The organism is Mycoplasmopsis edwardii, from assembly GCF_900476105.1.
Taxonomy (GTDB): Bacteria; Bacillota_I; Bacilli_A; order Mycoplasmatales; family Metamycoplasmataceae; genus Mycoplasmopsis; species Mycoplasmopsis edwardii.
On record NZ_LS991951.1, the window covers coordinates 575,102 to 592,247 of the forward strand.

At 26.8% G+C, this 17,146-nt stretch carries 16 protein-coding genes; 1 reads left to right on the plus strand and 15 read right to left on the minus strand.

Annotation, left to right across the window (positions count from 1 at the left end; genetic code table 4):
- Positions 1 to 20 precede the first annotated feature (20 nt).
- The 4 genes from secDF to rpmF all read right to left on the minus strand — a co-directional run bounded on the left by secDF (position 21) and on the right by rpmF (position 4,474).
- Positions 21 to 2,522, minus strand: coding sequence for a protein translocase subunit SecDF (secDF, locus tag D2846_RS02425; RefSeq protein WP_223211506.1), 2,502 nt, complete (start codon positions 2,520 to 2,522; stop codon positions 21 to 23).
- 113 nt (positions 2,523 to 2,635) lie between these two features.
- Positions 2,636 to 3,595, minus strand: a complete 960-nt coding sequence (gene ruvB / locus D2846_RS02430) for a Holliday junction branch migration DNA helicase RuvB (RefSeq protein WP_197712769.1) — start codon at positions 3,593 to 3,595, stop codon at positions 2,636 to 2,638.
- Positions 3,576 to 4,169 (minus strand): Holliday junction branch migration protein RuvA, encoded by a 594-nt coding sequence (gene ruvA / locus D2846_RS02435; RefSeq protein ID WP_117275486.1) that lies wholly within the window; start codon positions 4,167 to 4,169, stop codon positions 3,576 to 3,578. Before ruvA ends, ruvB begins: the two co-directional genes overlap by 20 nt.
- Before the next feature lie 98 nt (positions 4,170 to 4,267).
- Positions 4,268 to 4,474, minus strand: coding sequence for a 50S ribosomal protein L32 (gene rpmF / locus D2846_RS02440; protein ID WP_117275488.1), 207 nt, complete (start codon positions 4,472 to 4,474; stop codon positions 4,268 to 4,270).
- A gap of 158 nt (positions 4,475 to 4,632) precedes the next feature.
- Here rpmF and D2846_RS02445 point away from each other — a divergent pair, with 158 nt between their 5' ends.
- Positions 4,633 to 5,550, plus strand: coding sequence for a nucleotidyltransferase (locus D2846_RS02445; RefSeq protein ID WP_117275490.1), 918 nt, complete (start codon positions 4,633 to 4,635; stop codon positions 5,548 to 5,550).
- A gap of 3 nt (positions 5,551 to 5,553) precedes the next feature.
- On the opposite strand, the gene D2846_RS02450 is transcribed toward D2846_RS02445, so the two are convergent.
- The 11 genes from D2846_RS02450 to atpD form a co-directional block, all read right to left on the minus strand.
- Positions 5,554 to 6,780: a hypothetical protein gene (locus D2846_RS02450; RefSeq protein WP_117275492.1), complete on the minus strand. Its 1,227-nt coding sequence runs from the start codon at positions 6,778 to 6,780 to the stop codon at positions 5,554 to 5,556.
- Positions 6,740 to 7,675, minus strand: a complete 936-nt coding sequence (gene holA / locus D2846_RS02455) for a DNA polymerase III subunit delta (RefSeq protein WP_117275494.1) — start codon at positions 7,673 to 7,675, stop codon at positions 6,740 to 6,742. The genes D2846_RS02450 and holA overlap by 41 nt, the downstream gene beginning before the upstream one ends.
- A gap of 1,204 nt (positions 7,676 to 8,879) precedes the next feature.
- Positions 8,880 to 9,377 carry an MAG0490 family ComEA-like DNA-binding protein gene (locus D2846_RS02465; protein WP_117275498.1) on the minus strand — a complete coding sequence of 166 codons (498 nt, stop codon included), beginning with the start codon at positions 9,375 to 9,377 and terminating at the stop codon, positions 8,880 to 8,882.
- A gap of 69 nt (positions 9,378 to 9,446) precedes the next feature.
- The gene (locus D2846_RS02470; RefSeq protein ID WP_117275500.1) at positions 9,447 to 10,568 is read right to left on the minus strand and encodes a YhjD/YihY/BrkB family envelope integrity protein; all 1,122 of its coding nucleotides are present in this window, start codon (positions 10,566 to 10,568) and stop codon (positions 9,447 to 9,449) included.
- Positions 10,549 to 11,973, minus strand: a complete 1,425-nt coding sequence (gatB, locus tag D2846_RS02475; protein ID WP_117275502.1) for an Asp-tRNA(Asn)/Glu-tRNA(Gln) amidotransferase subunit GatB — start codon at positions 11,971 to 11,973, stop codon at positions 10,549 to 10,551. Before gatB ends, D2846_RS02470 begins: the two co-directional genes overlap by 20 nt.
- A complete protein-coding gene (locus D2846_RS02480; RefSeq protein ID WP_117275504.1) occupies positions 11,966 to 13,282 on the minus strand; it encodes an amidase family protein in 1,317 nt (438 codons plus the stop codon). Before D2846_RS02480 ends, gatB begins: the two co-directional genes overlap by 8 nt.
- Entirely contained in the window at positions 13,282 to 13,584 is a 303-nt protein-coding gene (locus D2846_RS02485) for an Asp-tRNA(Asn)/Glu-tRNA(Gln) amidotransferase subunit GatC (protein ID WP_117275506.1), read from the minus strand. The genes D2846_RS02480 and D2846_RS02485 overlap by 1 nt, the downstream gene beginning before the upstream one ends.
- A 9-nt stretch (positions 13,585 to 13,593) precedes the next feature.
- Positions 13,594 to 14,448 (minus strand): RluA family pseudouridine synthase, encoded by an 855-nt coding sequence (locus D2846_RS02490; RefSeq protein WP_117275508.1) that lies wholly within the window; start codon positions 14,446 to 14,448, stop codon positions 13,594 to 13,596.
- 198 nt (positions 14,449 to 14,646) lie between these two features.
- Positions 14,647 to 15,300, minus strand: a complete 654-nt coding sequence (locus tag D2846_RS02495) for a LemA family protein (RefSeq protein ID WP_117275510.1) — start codon at positions 15,298 to 15,300, stop codon at positions 14,647 to 14,649.
- An 8-nt stretch (positions 15,301 to 15,308) separates the two neighbouring features.
- A complete protein-coding gene (gene atpC / locus D2846_RS02500; protein WP_117275512.1) occupies positions 15,309 to 15,731 on the minus strand; it encodes an ATP synthase F1 subunit epsilon in 423 nt (140 codons plus the stop codon).
- Between the two features lie 2 nt (positions 15,732 to 15,733).
- Positions 15,734 to 17,140 carry a F0F1 ATP synthase subunit beta gene (atpD, locus tag D2846_RS02505; RefSeq protein WP_117275514.1) on the minus strand — a complete coding sequence of 469 codons (1,407 nt, stop codon included), beginning with the start codon at positions 17,138 to 17,140 and terminating at the stop codon, positions 15,734 to 15,736.
- Positions 17,141 to 17,146: the final 6 nt, after the last annotated feature.

Genomic DNA, 17,146 nt, shown 5'->3' on the forward strand with positions numbered 1-17,146 from the left:
CCAATTGGCTGCTTGTTTTTTTATAGATAATCATTGATTCCGTTAAATGTTTGTTCTTCAACTTTGTTAATGTTTCAGAATCCTGAATCAATTCTTTTTTGTTTGTTTCTTTGTGAAATAGCAAATACTTTTGCTCATAATCATGTGATTAAGTATGTTGTAACAAAAGTAGATAATGCTAATGATACAAACACTAAAATACTTGATAATTTATCTGGTGTAGGTGTCGCAAGAATTAATCCAATTGTAACAAAGATAAACCCAACTGAAATAATTATGTTACGTTTAATTTTCTTAGATATCGATGTGTTTGCAACAACCATAATTTCTTCTTTGTTTAAGATAACTTTATGGAACTTAAATTGAATATTTTCTCTAAGTTCACTAAAGATTGAAATTTTTTCATTAATTGATCAAACAAACAACACTGCAATAATAATTAAAATGTGACTTGTTGAATAGATTCTTGTTAATGCTACTGAAATGAATAAAATTGCTAAATCAACTAATATACCAACTCATAATGATAATGAGAATGTTCATCCAAATCTGAATAAAACATAAATTGATGCAACTAGCACTGAAATAGCTATACCAAGCAATGTTCATCATAAACTTGAAACTGATGTTGAGTTTGAAAGTTCATAATGATTAAATGATAAATTGTTATTAAATTCTTTAACTATTTCTGAAAGTTTATTAAATGTTGCTTCATCATAGTTTTTAACGTAAATTGAAAGTCCTTTGTAAGAATCAATTCCATTTATTGAATAAATTGATGAAGAAGAAACTAACTCTTTTAAGTTTGAATCTTTTTGAGAAATAAAATTAATTAAGTTTTGCGCCTTAGTTTCATCAAATAAATATTCTGAATTATTTAATGAGGCAATATTGATATTATATCCGCCAACAAAATCTCTCGATGAATTAAATGCACTTCAAAAACTCTTGTTAATTGCTCCTAGTGTGGCTACAACTATTGAAGCAACTAATAATAACGCTAAAAGGATTATTCAACCAAATTTTCCAAACTTTAAGTAGTCTTTTTGATTAGTGTTAATATAATTGTAGAATTTTTTGTCAACTTTTGTTAACCCGAAGAATCATTCTTTGTTTTCAATTAAACTTCATTTTGTTAATGAAATGGTTATTCATCTTAATAATACTTGTGAAACTATTAAAACAACGATAATTGCAAACACAGTGAATGAGGCGAATGATTTAACTTCATTTAATCCTAAATAAAATAAGATAAGCATCGAAACAAACATAATTAAATTTGAATCAAAAACTCTTCTTGTATTGTATCTTAAGGTGTTCATAAATGCTTTATTTATTGAATCACCTGTGGACATTCTTTCTTTGAATTTTTCAAACCATACTACGTTTGCATCAAATTGTACAAGCATACCAATGATAAGTGCACTAATTGTTGCTGGAGAATATTCTCCTCTTACTGATGTAAAGATAACAAATGTTAAGAATATATATAGTGCCATTAAGATTGTTGTTGCTATACCGATAACACCATAGTTAATAATTTGAATTAATGATAAGATCGCAAAAACAACAATTGTTCCTATCATTGCATATAAGAAAGCATAATTACTTCCGCCATTTGGATTTGAATAAGTTTCTGTAGATAATAACTCAAGTGAATAATCGCTTAGAGCATAATTAATTTTTGAAACTAAAGAAATGGCTTGTGAATTTGTTAATCCTTCACTACCAATGTAGATATCTTTTGAATCATTTACATATGAGATTTGTCTTCTGAAAATTAAGAAGTCTCTTTGAATTCCTAATTGATGATCTTTATAAGCATTTTCTGTTGCTCTTCCATCTTGTCCAGTTGTATATGCTTGGTTACCTACGTGAACAAAGTTTCAAAGATTTCTTCCTGAAGCTTCTCAATCTTCTGAATATTCATTAATTGCTTTTTCATAAAGCGAATCAATGTTTAATCAAAATAGAATTTCTTTATTATTTTGTTGATTATATAAATACTCAGTTGCTTTTGCATATTCTGTTTCGCCATCTAAACCATTAAGAGAAACTTTAATATTGTTATATCCATTTCTTTCAATGTGTTCAGCGCCATTCTTTTTAAATGGTATTTGGTAATCTTTTAATTTACTATAATCAATTTGATCACTTACGCTAAATTTTGATAAATTGAATAATGGTTTTAAATCTACTGTTGTAGCAATTAAAGTAGGTTTTTTAACTATTTCATTAACAAAGCTATTTAGTTCTTTTGGTGAAAGTTCTCCACTTTTAGAAACTAATAATTTGCCATCTGCTTGAGTTGTAACTTTAATACCACTTAAACCAGAACCATCTCTTAATCTACTTAAAAGTGATTCATTAACTTCTTTTGTAAATTGTGAGTCAATTTTTTGATCACTTTTAACTTGAACTAAAACTCTTGAACCACCGGCATAATCAATTGATTTGTTTGTATTATTACCTAAATAAAAGGCACTACCAAATGCAATAGATAAGATAGCGGCTATAATCATAAAAAAGCTAATTATTAACCTTTTTCATGAAGTGAGTTTAAATAATCTATTTAATAACTTCATATAATAAAATATACCACAAAAATGTGTTTTTTTTAGTGGTATATAAGATATTATTTAACGGTCACTTTTTGCCTAATTAAATAGTCAATTCCTTTTGAAGAAATCCTTCTTCCTCTTGAAGTTTTTTCAATTAAACCATAGTAAATAAGTATTGGTTCAATTTCCAAAAGTATAGTCTCTTTCGAAAAACTCACAAGCCCTGTAATCGTTAATAATGAAGCATACTTTTCATAAAAACTCTCTTTAAGAATATATAGATATTCAATGTGATCTTTAGTTAATCCAAATTCATATAAATCCATATACTTAAAAGTTTTTTTAATGATTTGCGGACTAATAATTCCGTGATTTAAACTAATAGCAAAGTCATTAACTCTTTGCAATAAATGGTTTGCTATTCTAGGAGTTTTTCTAGAATAACTAACAATTTGCCTTATACATGAATCATCTAATACAATTTTTAACCTTTTAGCTGTATTTGTTAGTATTTTTGCGATTTCATCTTCATTATAACCAATCAATCTAGCAATATATCCAAAACGATCTTTTAGTGGTTGTGCAATTTCATTTAACTTTGTTGTTGCACCAATTAAAGTAAACTCTTTAATTTTCATTCTCATAGCTCTAGAATTACCTTCTACACCTATAATTAAGTCAAAAACAAAATCTTCCATTGCTCCATAAAGGAATTCTATAACTCCTTTATTAATACTATGAATCTCGTCAATAAAAACAATATCGCCTTGATTGATAACTGATAAAACATTAATTAAATCACTCTTCTTTTCAATATTTGCACCTTGAATAAAATGTACTTTTTTGCCTAATTCATTTCCTATTAATGTTACTAAAGTTGTTTTTCCCATTCCAGGTGATCCATAAAATAATAAATGTGATAATGTTTTATTTTGTTGTGATGAACTTTGCATCATTGCTTTTAAGGTTTTGATTAAATTTTTTTGCCCTATAAAATCATTAAAATTAGAGGGTCTAAGTTCTGAATGTTGCATCTTTATTGTTTGCAATTAATGTAATACTTTCTTCAATCATTTTATCTAGGTCTTTTTGCTCTTTAATATTTTTAATAGCAAATTCAATTTGATTCTTTTTGAAGCCTAAAGTATCTAATGTAGATGAAAGCTCATTAATATTTTGAATTTCTTTAGTATCTTTTTTAATGCTTGGATCAAGTAATTTGCTTCACTTATTCTTAAGTTCAACGCAAATAAATTTTGCTGTTTTTTCTGAGACAAAATTTATTTTAGATAATTCTTGTCAATTATCATTTACGATTAAGTTTGCCACAAATTCTCATCCTTTTTCTAAAATATTCATCGCAACTTTTGGTCCAATTTTTTCAACTGTAATTAAGTCAGTGAATAATAATCTTTCCTTAAAGTCTTTGAATCCATAAATATTTCTATAAAACTCTGTGATATATTCATAAAGGTAAATTTTACATTTTGACCCGACTTCAAACCTATCAATATTGGCAACATTAACAATATATCCATCACCCTTATTTTCAAATATTAAGTTTGTTTTATTTTTATAAACTATTTCTCCAATTTTATATAAAATCATTTTTTTCTTCCTCCAATAAGTAAATAAGAGTTACTGAAGAATGAACAAAAAAAGGAATAAAAAAACAAAATGATAACTCATTTTGTTATTATTAATGATTAAGCATTTTTAATACGGTCGTTTAAAGCAACGAAGTTTTTAACTTTTGCGCCTTTATAAAAACCACATCACATACATGTAACGTGTTGTTCAATCATTTTTGAACAATTTGAACATTTAACTAAATTAGGTGTTTCTAAAGCGCTGTGAGTTTGTCTTTTATGTTTACGTTGTTTAGATGTTTTACGTTTTGGAACAATAGCCATGGTACCTCCTTGTGGTCTTATAAATCTAAAAGTTATTCTAACTATTTAATAGCATAAACAATTATAATACAAAAAGTGTTTTTGATAAATGTTTTTTTTATAACTTTTTAAAAAGTTTTTTTGTATTTATTTTGTGCTCTTATTTTATAATATTTTTAATGAAAAATAAAGAAAAAAAAGTAAGAGTTGGTGTTGTTGTTGAGTATAACCCATTTCATAATGGGCACATTCACCAGCTTAACCTAATAAAACAAAAGTTTCCAAACTCAAAAATAATTGTCGCTATGAGTCATAAGTTTTCTCAAAGAGGAGAATTCATTTGTGCTTCATGATGAAAAAGAAAAATGGTAGCTAGAAAATATGGTGTAAATAAGTTTGTAAAGCTTAAACACAATATCTCAGCACAAGCAGCTCATATTTTCGCAAATGAAGCAGTTAAATTATTAAATAAAGAAAAAATTGATTACCTAGTTTTTGGATCAGAAACTGGAGATATAAGCATATTTTTAAAAATTGCTTATATACTTAAGCAAAGAAAAACTGAGTATGATCAACTTGTTAAAAAGTACCTTAAAACAGGTGGTAATAGTTTTCCTAGAGCATCTAATTTAGCTTTGAATGAACTCACAAATGAAGATATTAGTACTCCAAATGATATTTTAGGTATTGAATATGTTAAAAGTATAGTAAACAACAATTTTAATATCAGGCCTATATGTTTTCAAAGAACTGTTGGATTTCATTCAAATGAAACTGTCAATAACTTTGCTTCGGCAACTAAAATTCGTCAAATGATAAAAAATGGTGAAGACATTTCAAGTTATTCGCCAATGAAAATTTCCAAATTAAAAGATATTTCTTCCACATACAAAAAGTTTCAAAGGTTTGTTAAAAAAACACCAGCTGAAAAACTTAAGAAATACAAAATGATGGATGAAGGCATGGAGAATCTATTTAAAAAACAAATAGATAAACCTACATATGAAGAATTCATTGAGGCTTGCATTAGTAAAAGATACACTCGTAATAGAATTAAAAGAGCATATTTATCATTATTATTAAAAGAAAGAAAGTAGTAATTACCTTCTTTCTTTTAATTCATAACTAAATGGTGAAAGTTTAGTTTCATCTAAGATAACTTCGTTTGAAATATTGATTTGTTCAACATATTCGAATGAGTCCAATTTAATAGTTTTAACTAAAATATTTTTAAAGTATTTGTAAAACTTATATTTTATTATTATGCTTTTTGCAAAAGGAAGTTTGAGTGTATTTCTTTTCTTGTTTAGCACAGAAATCAGCTCTTCATTAAGCATTTTTAGATAATCAAATTCATATAATGAGTCAACATTTTGCTCACATTTTAAAATAGTTAAAAAGTTAAAGGCAAATAAATCATTATTTAAAATAATTTCATTGATTAAAGTTTTAATTTGTTCTAGCTTAAAAATATGTTCATCACTTCTTAATATAAAGTAGTCTGCGAAATCATAGTACTTAATATAACCATCTTGTTTCATTGTATCTAAAACATTATTAATAAATGTATTATTGAAGTGAACTTTAATTATTCTTGAAGTAATTGCTTCAAATTTAGGTAGCTTAATTGTTTGTTTATATGAATCAAAATATGAATAAAGTTCAATTCTTGTTTCTTGTTTAAGAATTTTAAACACATTATCAATAAAGTTAACTTTTGAATTTAAGTCATGTCTATTGATTGTTTTGATGTATGAATCAATGTTATAGAAAACAAATCCATTAACATTGTATTTTGTAGAAAAGAATCAATGTAAGGTTTTTAAGTCTTTATAAAGTTCTGATTCTTTTTCGTTTTCATTTTCATTAATCTCAATATTTTGAGTGTAAATGAAATTATTTAATTCAAAGTTAAATGTAGTTGAAGTTGTGTGTCCTTGTTCACTTAGTTGAATCTTTTTATTAATGTCAAACGAAATTGATTTCACATTTTTGAAATCAACTAATTGAAAAATACTAGCTAACTCAAATTCTTTTACTTTTGTTGTAAATTTTTTAAGTGATGATCTTCTTTTTTCAATTTTATTAAAGTGTTCATCAGTTGAATTAATAGTAAATGAAAATGTATTTGGTAAAACTACTTTGAATCTTATGTATTTATCATTTAAATACTTAAAATAAGTATACATTGTGTGAAGATAATTATTGAACTCACTATCTGAATAAAGTTCAACTACTTTTTCATCAATGAAAAATATTAATTCTTCACTTCTATGCCCTTGAAACTTATGAGAAGTTTTTGATAAGAAACATTTCAAAAATTTCATTGATTTCTCCTCCCTTTGTTTTAAATTCAACATCCATATCAGCTAACTCTAAAATCATTTTCTTAAGTTTAGCAAATCCAAAACTTCTTAAAACTGAATTAATCTTTTTGATTTTTCATTCAGGCATTTTCATTTTTTTACTTATTTCTAATGTGTTCAATCCGATTTTGTTTAAGTGGTGAACATTGAGGCAATCACTAAATAATGAATTCATTTGACCAAGTAATAATGGCAATTCATCACCTTCCTCAATTCTTTCAAGGTATTTAGAATAAATAGCTCTAAGATTATTTGATTCTAATGAACTTAAAAATGCAAATACTTGATTTTTAGCGTATTTAGAAACTGTTGATTCGATAATATCGAAGGTAACTTCTTTATAATTTGAAATCAATAGCTCAAATTCATTCATAATAATTTCTAAATTATCAGGCATTTTTTCTAAGAAAACATTAATATTTGTGAACGAGAACTTAACACCTCTTTTTTGTGCAATTGAAGATAGTTGTTCAATTAAATCTTTTCTTTCGACTTTATTACATTGAACTAAGCCAGCATTATCTTTTAGATACTTCACTAAATCATTTTCTGCAAGTTTTGCTGAATTTACAACAAAGATAATTTCATCTTCAATTCCATTGGCAAATAATCTTAAAAGTTCGTGCACAAATTTAGTTTGTTCTTTAGTAAATTTAGAAGTAGTTAAAAAACTAAAATCATTAACTATAATAAGTTTCTTAGTGTCTATTAAACTTTTGTTTGCGACTAATGAAATAAGATCATAAATAGTGATGTTTTCATCTAAAACAATAATATCTTCTTCATTAAATTTTGCCCTTTCCTGAGCAATATTTTTATTTACAAAAAACTTCTCTACACCATATATTAATTTCATGTTATTTATTATATTTTATTTTGATTTTTCTTAAAGAAATGGGCAAAAAATATTAATGAACTTGTGATGCCTGTTGTACTCTGGATGAAATAATTATTTTGAATTATTATGCTAAAAGATGTAAACAAACTCAATATTAATTGATATAAATTAATAATTGCTTTAACTACAGCTGGAATAATTAATAAAAATGTTAATCCCAAATAGAAAAACTCAATTATAGGGCTTAAAACCATTGATATAATTCAACTTGAAACATAAATTTTGTCTTGCCATATTAATTGCAGCGAGACTGAAATTATCCATAAATTAAAATATTGCATTAGATAATAAATTCATTTTTTATCACTCTTTCAAAGCTTTAAATAAAAACTTAAGAGAAAACTTAATCAGAACCCTGAACTTAAAATTTTTAAATTTAGTGTAAATATAATTGTTAAATAAAATGTAATTAAAAAGTCGTTCGATATATTAAGTTTCTTTTTAACTAATTTGTTAATTATTAAGCTAATAAATGCTCTATTGACAGATATTGATTTGTAGCAAATTAACCAATAAATTATTACTAATAAATATGCAATTCAAGTAAATTTCTTTCTAAATACAAATACTAAAAAGGCAAACAAGATATTAAAATGCATACCACTAATAATTAAAAAATGAATAATGCCTAGATCTTTTGAAGTTTCAATAATTCCATAATTATAATTAACTCCAAATCCATATAAAATACTAATTACTGATTGTTTATAAACCCTATCAAATGATCATAAAAACTTAAAGTAGTAATAGCGAAAATCATATGAATTAAGTATTTTATAATCATATACTTTAACTATATGATTTTCATGAATTTCATGTTGGATTCACATCTTTGTTAATAAGTGATTATTCTCTAACTTAAAAACATTATTAGGTAAATAATATGAATTATTATTAATATCAATTAAAGTTGTTTTATATTCATCATTTGAGTAGATTCAAAAGACATTATGAAAGCTATGACTTAAGATATTTTGTATTCGAAACTTAAGTAAAATGACTCCTAAAACTAAAACTAAACATAAAGCTTGCTTTATAAAGTCAGTTTTAAATATAACTAAACTTAAGATAACTAAAACAGTAGGAAGAACTAAAAACAAGATTTGATTATTAAAATAAAAAACAGTTAAAAATGAACATATTAAAAATCAAAATAATTCATTTAATCTAATATCAAAATATTTTTCAGTTTTTCAATTGTTTTTTCACCAATCCCGGAAATATCTTGAATATTTGCTCATGTTGTTCTAATGTTTTCCCTTCTATGTTTTAATAAATTATTAAGGATATATTTCGAAATATTTAAGTGTGATAATTGTTTAATATTTTCAAATTCAATTCACTTAAGTTTAAACATTTTATAAGGTACAAATATCTCTTTGTTTTCTTGCGGATAAGTGTTCAATTTAAACCCTGATAAATCTGAACTATCTTTAACTTTGACGATGAAAAATAATTCTCTATATGTGAGCTTTTTTAGTGATTTATGAATCCCTGTATGTAAAACAGCGCCAGAAACTCTATATGAGTGAATTTCTTTTTCTTTTTTGGTTTCTATTCGTTTGTTTGTTGTCTTAAATTTGTCAATTAAAAGAATTGAGCCTATTACACCTGAAACAAAGACTAAAAATAAAACTATTTGCACAAATCTTCTTTTCACATTTTTAAGATAATTTTTATGACAAAATAAACTAAAAAAGGAAAAAATAAAGCGCCATAAAGGCGCTTATTAGACTCATGCATAAACTTTTTTAGGTATGGTTCTTGAACTAACATAATTTTTATAATATGCATTGTTAAAGATGATACCTAAAAACATAAAGTAAATATATCAGTTAATAAAGAAACCAACTGAGAAAAAGAATCCTACAGCTGAACCAAATTTATCATATGAAATAAGTTTATATAAATATGTATAAATAACAACTAAGATAAATGTTGGAATGCTTGAGATTAATGATCCTCTAAATGAGTCTTTAAATTTGATTTTAAATGATGGTGTAATTTTGAATAAAACTAAGAATAATACAAAGATAAACATGAATACAAATAATAAGTAAACTAAGTCTGAAAGTCATTTTACTGATTCTTTGTATTTTAATCATATACTTGTTTGTAAAAAGATATTAAGTGTACTAAATAATCACAATAGTAATGAAACTGTTATAACTATTCCTAATCCTTTTACTTTGTTACCTCAATATGATCCTGTTTTATTATGCGAGAAAATGTAATTGTAAGCTGAAATCAATTTACCATATCCCCCACTTGAAATATATAGTGAAGGAAGTGCAATAAATGAACCTGGAATTAATGCATATATTTTAAAAAATGAATTAATTGGTTGCTTATTTTCAGCAGCAAAGTATAAATTACCACCTGGAATAAATTTATCAAAAATGATAGTGTTAAAAAGTGTTTGGAAAATGTTGCTTGAAATATTTGGAACTTTTTCTTTTGCATAAGGCATTACATAATCTGTAAACTTTGGAATTGAATCGTTAATTGTAATGTTTAAAAAGCTTACAATGTAAATAACCGGTACAAATGAAATTAAGATGTAAAAAATTGTTGAAAGTCAAATAAAGTTAAATTCTTTTGAATCATAACTTCTATACACTTGATGTACAACTTTGTTTCTTTTAATTTTATCTGCAGGTGTAATTGCAAATATTAAAATTGAAGCAAAGAATGAAATGATTGACTTCATTAAATTTTCATAAATTTTAGTTATGAAAATAAACTTTTCAGGATAGATAATATTTGAATAATATTCTCTTAAGTATCCTTTTTTATTTTTTAATCTAACAAGTTTTTTGTAATTTCTTTTTCTAGTTTTTAAACTTATCATTTAAAACCTTAATTAAAATATCATTTGATAAAATTGGGTTTACTTGTCCGCCAGTTTCTTTCATTAATGAACCAAGAATGAACTTCATAACTTTTTCTTGTCTTTCAGGGTATTCAGCTACTAAGGCTTCGTTGTTTTTGATAATTGTTAAAACGTGTTCTTCAATTAATTTTGGATCTGAAATTTGTTTTAAGTTGTGTTCTTCTAGTAATGAATGAATATCTCCTTTAAATCCAATTAATAAAGGAATTAGTTTCTTTAGTGACTTACCTGAAATAATACCTTTATCAAGTAATTCAAGAGATTCTTGAATATATTTTGCATCAATATTTAATTCATAAGCTTTTTTAGATTGTAAGTTAGCTAATGAAACAACTTCAGCAAAGAATACCTTTGATAATTTATCTTTATCTTCATAATTAATTGAATCAAAATATTTTGAAAGATAAATATCATCAATCAAGCTTTGTACATAGATATTTTGAATATTTGCATCAATATATCTTTGCTCTTTTTCTAAAGGTAATTCTGCAACTTCAACTGAATCAATAAAACTTTTTGATAACTTAATAAACGGAATATTTGCTTCTGGGAAGTATTTATAATCAACAGTTCCTGTTTTTACCCTCATTGTAATGTTTTCGTTTTTTTGGTCATCAAATCTTTTTGTTTCTTGTAAGATTGCTTCACCTTTTAATATTTTCTTAGTTTGGATTTTAATCTCATTATCAATTGCTTTTTCAATGTTTGAAAGTGAGTTTAAGTTTTTGATTTCAACTTTTGTACCAAACCCATTGTAACCATATGGTCTTAATGAAATGTTGATATCAGCTCTTAAGCTACCTTGTTCTAATTTACCTTCTGAGATCTCTAAAGCTAAAACTGTTTTCTTGATCATATCAACATATGCAGATGCTTCTTTAGCAGATCTAATAACTGGATCAGTAACTATTTCTATTAATGGGATTCCTGCTCTATTGTAGTCTAACTTTGTAAATTCAGAATCATGATGTTGTCTTGCAGTATCTTCTTCTAAATGAATTCTTTCAATCGAAATTTCTTTTAAACCATTTGATGTTTTGATTTGCACTTTTCCATTTTTACCAATTGGTCTATAAAATTGAGTAATTTGGTAACCTTTAGGTAAATCTGGATAGAAGTAATTTTTTCTATCGAAGTGTAATTCATCATCAATTTCCATTTTTAATGCTTTAGCAAGCGCAATACCAAATTTAACAGCTTGTTTATTGACTAATGGTAAAGTTCCTGGATATGCTAAATCAATTTGGTTTGCTTTTGTATTAGGTTCTGCTGAATAATCAATTTCTGCAGATGAAAACATTTTGGTTTTTGTTTTTAATTCAACGTGAATTTCAATACCAATAATAACTTCAAAATTATTCATTAATGTCTCCTATAAGTTCTTCAATGTATTCACTAAAACCTAATAATTCTTTATCTTCATAAAGTCTTGCGTCAATTGCAATACTAAATGGCATATTATCTTTTTTGCCCATCGGGATAGTAATTGATGGATTACCAACTAAGTTTGAACCTGTTAAAACAAAATCAATAACACCGTTATCTTTATTTTCAGTAAATAATGGTGCAATTCCATGACTTGCTGGATAAATAGCCACATCATAACCTTCCATTATTTTATTAAAGTAGTTTTTAATTAATCTTCTTCCTTTTTGAGCTTTAATTAAAAGTTCTTTTTGATTTTCTTCATATAAGAAGTAACTTCCTAAAGCGAGTCTCTCTTGAACCATCTTCCCAAATTTCTCTGATCTAGTGTTTTTGATAATTTCTTGTCATGAATCACCTTCACTCCTTGATCCAAAAGCAACACCGTTTAAATTTGAAAGGTTTGAACTTGCTTCTGAGAATGAAATAATTCTATAAATAGGTTGAATTAATCTTAAAACCTTCAAATCAGGTTTAATTAAGTCAACTCGAATGCCGTCTGCTTGCATTTTTTTAATAATTGATTCATATTTAGTTTGTGAATATGAATCAACTTGGTCTGAAAAGTCAAAAGCAACTACCTTGCGCGGTTTTGCTTTTTGCACATCTTTAATATCAACTTCAACTGAAGTCATATCAAATTGATCTTTACCAAATAAAACTTGTGAAGCAATAATAATATCATTAACATTATGCGCAAAGTAAGCAACTGTGTCTAATGAAGATGCATAAGCATATAATCCATATCTACTAATTGCTCCGTATGATGGTTTAAAACCTACAACACCAACAAATGAAGCTGGTAGCCTAACACTATCTCCTGTATCACTTCCAATAGCAATAGAAATGTTTTTGTTTAATGTGGCAGCTGAGCCAGAAGATGAACCTCCTGCATATCTTTCTGGATCAATTGGGTTTTTAACTATTCCATATGCGCTATGTGTTCCAGTCCCACCTAACGCTAATTCATCAAGGTGAACTTTAGCAACAATATCAGCACCTGCATTAATTAATTTCTTTACAACTGTTGCATCATATCCTGGTGTAAATCCTTCTAAGATTCTACTTGATCCTTTTGTTTCGAATGATTTAGTTGCATAGTTATCTTTTAATGTAATAACTGCATTACTTAAAACACCTTTGTTTTGATTTTGAAAATCAGTCAGCATTGCAACTGCATTATTTTTATCACTTTTTAATTCATTGATAGCTAATTCTTTATTTCCTAAATTTTTTAAGTTTCTCATTATTTAACCACCTTACTTAAAATAACAAAGTTTTGATCTTTTTTAGGTGCATTTTTTAAAATTACAGCTTTATCAATCATGTCGTATGAACTTACTTCATCGTCTCTTAAAAAGTCTTCTTTGTATCTTTCGTCAATATGAGTCATTGGTGCTAAGTTTTCTAAATCAACTTCGTTAAAGTATTCTAAACTTTGTTGTAATTTATTTCAGTTTTCTAAAATATTATCTAATACTTGATCTGTTGGAGTCATCATTAATGAACTAACAATATCTTTTAATTTTTGTTTATCTACTACTTTCATATGAATCTCCTATCATTTTGGTTTTTTAGTTCAAAATTCTTTTTTGTTTAAATATTTTAAGTGCCCTTTAAGATTGTTAAATTGCAAGTAAAACGAATGAAGCATTAAACGTTCTGCTTTTTTACCGCCATATTTTCTATCACCATAAATTGGTTTTTGTAAATGTCTTAAAGTAACTCTAATTTGATGTTTTCTTCCTGTAACTAATTCAGCAACTTTATCATTTCCGTCTAAAAAGAAAATTGTGTGTGCTTCTTTAAAGTTTTCTTGCTCGCTTAAAGATGATCTCATTTTTTGGTTTTTCTCATCTTTACCTATATATAACTTCATATTAAATTTGGTATCTGGCTTTAAATCAATATCACTTTTAAAAATATATCTTTTTACAAAATTGTTGTTTGCTTCATTAAGCTCTACTAATGTTTGGTAGTTTTTTGCATAAACAATTAAACCACTTGTTTCTTTATCTAAACGACCGACATGACTAGGTTTAAAGCTATCAACCTTTTTGTGTTTTAAATATGATAAAACTTGATTATCTAATGAATTATCTTCACCATGAACAACTACACCATGCTTTTTATCGATTAATAAGATATTTTCATCCTCATAAATCACACTTATGTTATGTTGCACTTTAGGTAAATCTTCTTGTTTTTGTGCATCAAATATGCCATAAACAACAATCTTATCACCTTCAACAATCTTAAGCGATTTATCATTGGTTCTTTTATCATTTACTTTGACATCTTTTTTTCTGAAGATTTTTTCAATTCTTGATTTAGAAATATTGTTTAAGTATTTCTCGATAAGCTTGTATAAAGTTCTTCCTTCATCATTTTTTGTAGCTAAAATTTCAAACATATAACCTCTTTTTATTAATTATTTAATTATACAATATATTTTAAATATATTGTGGGTATTGATTTAGAGAGTCTTTAGTAAAAATAAAGTCAAATATAAGTAATAAATAATATTTCTTCATTGCAATTTATTGATAAGTTTTTTGAATATGTAAACTAAAAAGAAACAAAAAACTAGCCATAAGGCTAGTATTTTGGATTATAAACCTTTCATTGAAACATCTTCTCTTTGTTTGTTTGAAGCAGCAAATAATGGGTATGTTGCTAAAGACATTGATGAAGCAACAACGCTTGCTGGGAATAAGAAAATGTCTGAGTTAAATTCTGTAACTTTTGAGTTGTATAATCTACGAGCGGCACCAATTTCTCTTTCTAAGTAAACAACTTGTTCCATAAGTTGTGAGTATGATTGGTTAGCTTTTAATTCTGGGTAATTTTCTGAAACGGCGATTAATCTACCTAAAACATGATTGTTTAATGATTGTAATTCACTTCTTTCTTCGTTTGTAAATGATCCACTCATTTGCATGTTTCTTAATTTAGCAATTTCTGCAAATGTTTCTTTTTCAAATTCTTTGTGTGATTTAACAATGTCAAATAATTTGATTAATGTTTCTGATCTTTTTGTTAATTGAACATCGATTGTTGATGATGCTTCATTGATTTCGTTTTGTTTTTGTAAGTATTTGTTTCTTTTAACTACAAAGTAAATTGCTGAAAAGATAATTAATCCTAAAACTCAGAATAAAATAACTATAACAATATTGCTTTGAGGTTTTTTAACTGAGTTATCAACAAATGGATTAAAACCATTTTCATTGTGGTTTTCTCTGTTATTAAATAAATTTGCCATTTTATCTCCTATTTATTGTTCATAAAATTATATGATTCAATTCTATATAATGTCTTTTTGAGTTTTGTTTCTAGTTTTGTGATATCCACATTATCTTTGTTAGATTGTGAAATAATTTTTTCTAATTCTTCTTTTTCTTTTTGTGCTCTTAAAATATCAATTTCAGAAACTTTGATAATATCATCTGTAATGATATTGATTTTTTTATTTTCTGCGTATACTAAACCACCACCAATATAGTACTTTTCAGAATTATCTGAGTTGTTTCAACCTATTGTTAAGGTCCCGATTTCGATGCTTGAGAAAATTGGTGAAATGTTAGGTTGAATTCCCATATAACCAGTAGCAGTTTTTAAGGTAACAATTTCTACATCACCTTCATAGTAAATTCCGCTAGGAACAGTAATAATTAAATGAGTTGTATTTTTCATTATTAGTTTTTCTCTGCTTGAATTTTGTTATATCTTTCAATAACATCTTCAATACTTCCTGCGTATCTGAAAATTTCTTCTGGATACTCGTCAAAGTCACCTGATAAAATCATTTTAAAACTACGTATTGTATCTGAAAGTGGTACATAAGCACCTTTAATTCCAGAAAACTTTTCTGCAACTGTGAATGGTTGTGATAAAAAGTTTCTTATTCTACGTGCTCTTGCAACAATATGTTTGTCTTCTTCACTTAATTCACCCATACCTAAAATTGCAATAATATCTTGAAGTTCTTTAAATCTTTGTAAGATTGAAACAACTTGTTGTGCAACATCATAATGCTCATTTCCAACTACAAGTGGGTCAAGTAATCTAGAAGATGAGTTTAATGGGTCAATAGCAGGATAAATTCCTAATGAAGCAATTCCACGATCTAGAACTGTTTTAGCGTCTAAGTGTGTGAATGTTGTTGCTGGAGCTGGGTCTGTTAAGTCATCTGCAGGCACATAAACTGCTTGTACAGATGTAATTGAACCACGACGTGTTGAAGTAATTCTTTCTTGTAACGCACCCATCTCTGTTGCTAGTGTGGGTTGGTACCCTACAGCTGAAGGCATACGCCCTAATAAAGCAGAAACTTCTGATCCTGCTTGTGTGAAACGGAAGATGTTATCGATAAATAATAAAACATCTTGATTTTGTTTATCACGGAAATATTCAGCCATTGTTAAACCACTTAAAGCAACACGCATACGTGCACCAGGTGATTCATTCATTTGACCAAATACAAGTGCTGTTTTATCTAAAACACCTGCTGATTTCATCTCGTGATATAAGTCATTTCCTTCTCTTGTTCTTTCACCAACTCCGGCGAAAACAGAAAGACCATTATGTTGAGTAGCAATATTGTTGATTAATTCTTGAACAAGAACTGTTTTACCAACTCCAGCTCCTCCAAAAAGACCAATTTTCCCACCTTTTGCATATGGGATTAAAAGATCGATAACTTTAATACCTGTTTCAAGGATTTCTGATGATGTTTTTTGTTCTTCATATGATGGAGATGGTGCATGGATTGATGATCTTACAACATCTTTCGGAAGTGGCATTTCATCAATTGGGTTACCTAGAACATCAAACATTCTACCTAAAACAACTTCCCCAACCGGAACTGAAATTGGTGCTCCTGTATCTAATACTGTAAGTCCTCTTTCTAATCCATTAACATCACCCATTGCGATCGTTCTAGCTGTATCATCTCCAATGTGTTGAGCAACTTCAAAAGTATAAACTCTTCCGTTAACTTCAACTTTTAAGGCGTTTAATAATTTTGGTAATTTACCTTCTTGAAAACGCACATCAACAACAGGTCCTAAAATTTGAACTATTGTACCTTCGTTTTTTACCATAAGTTA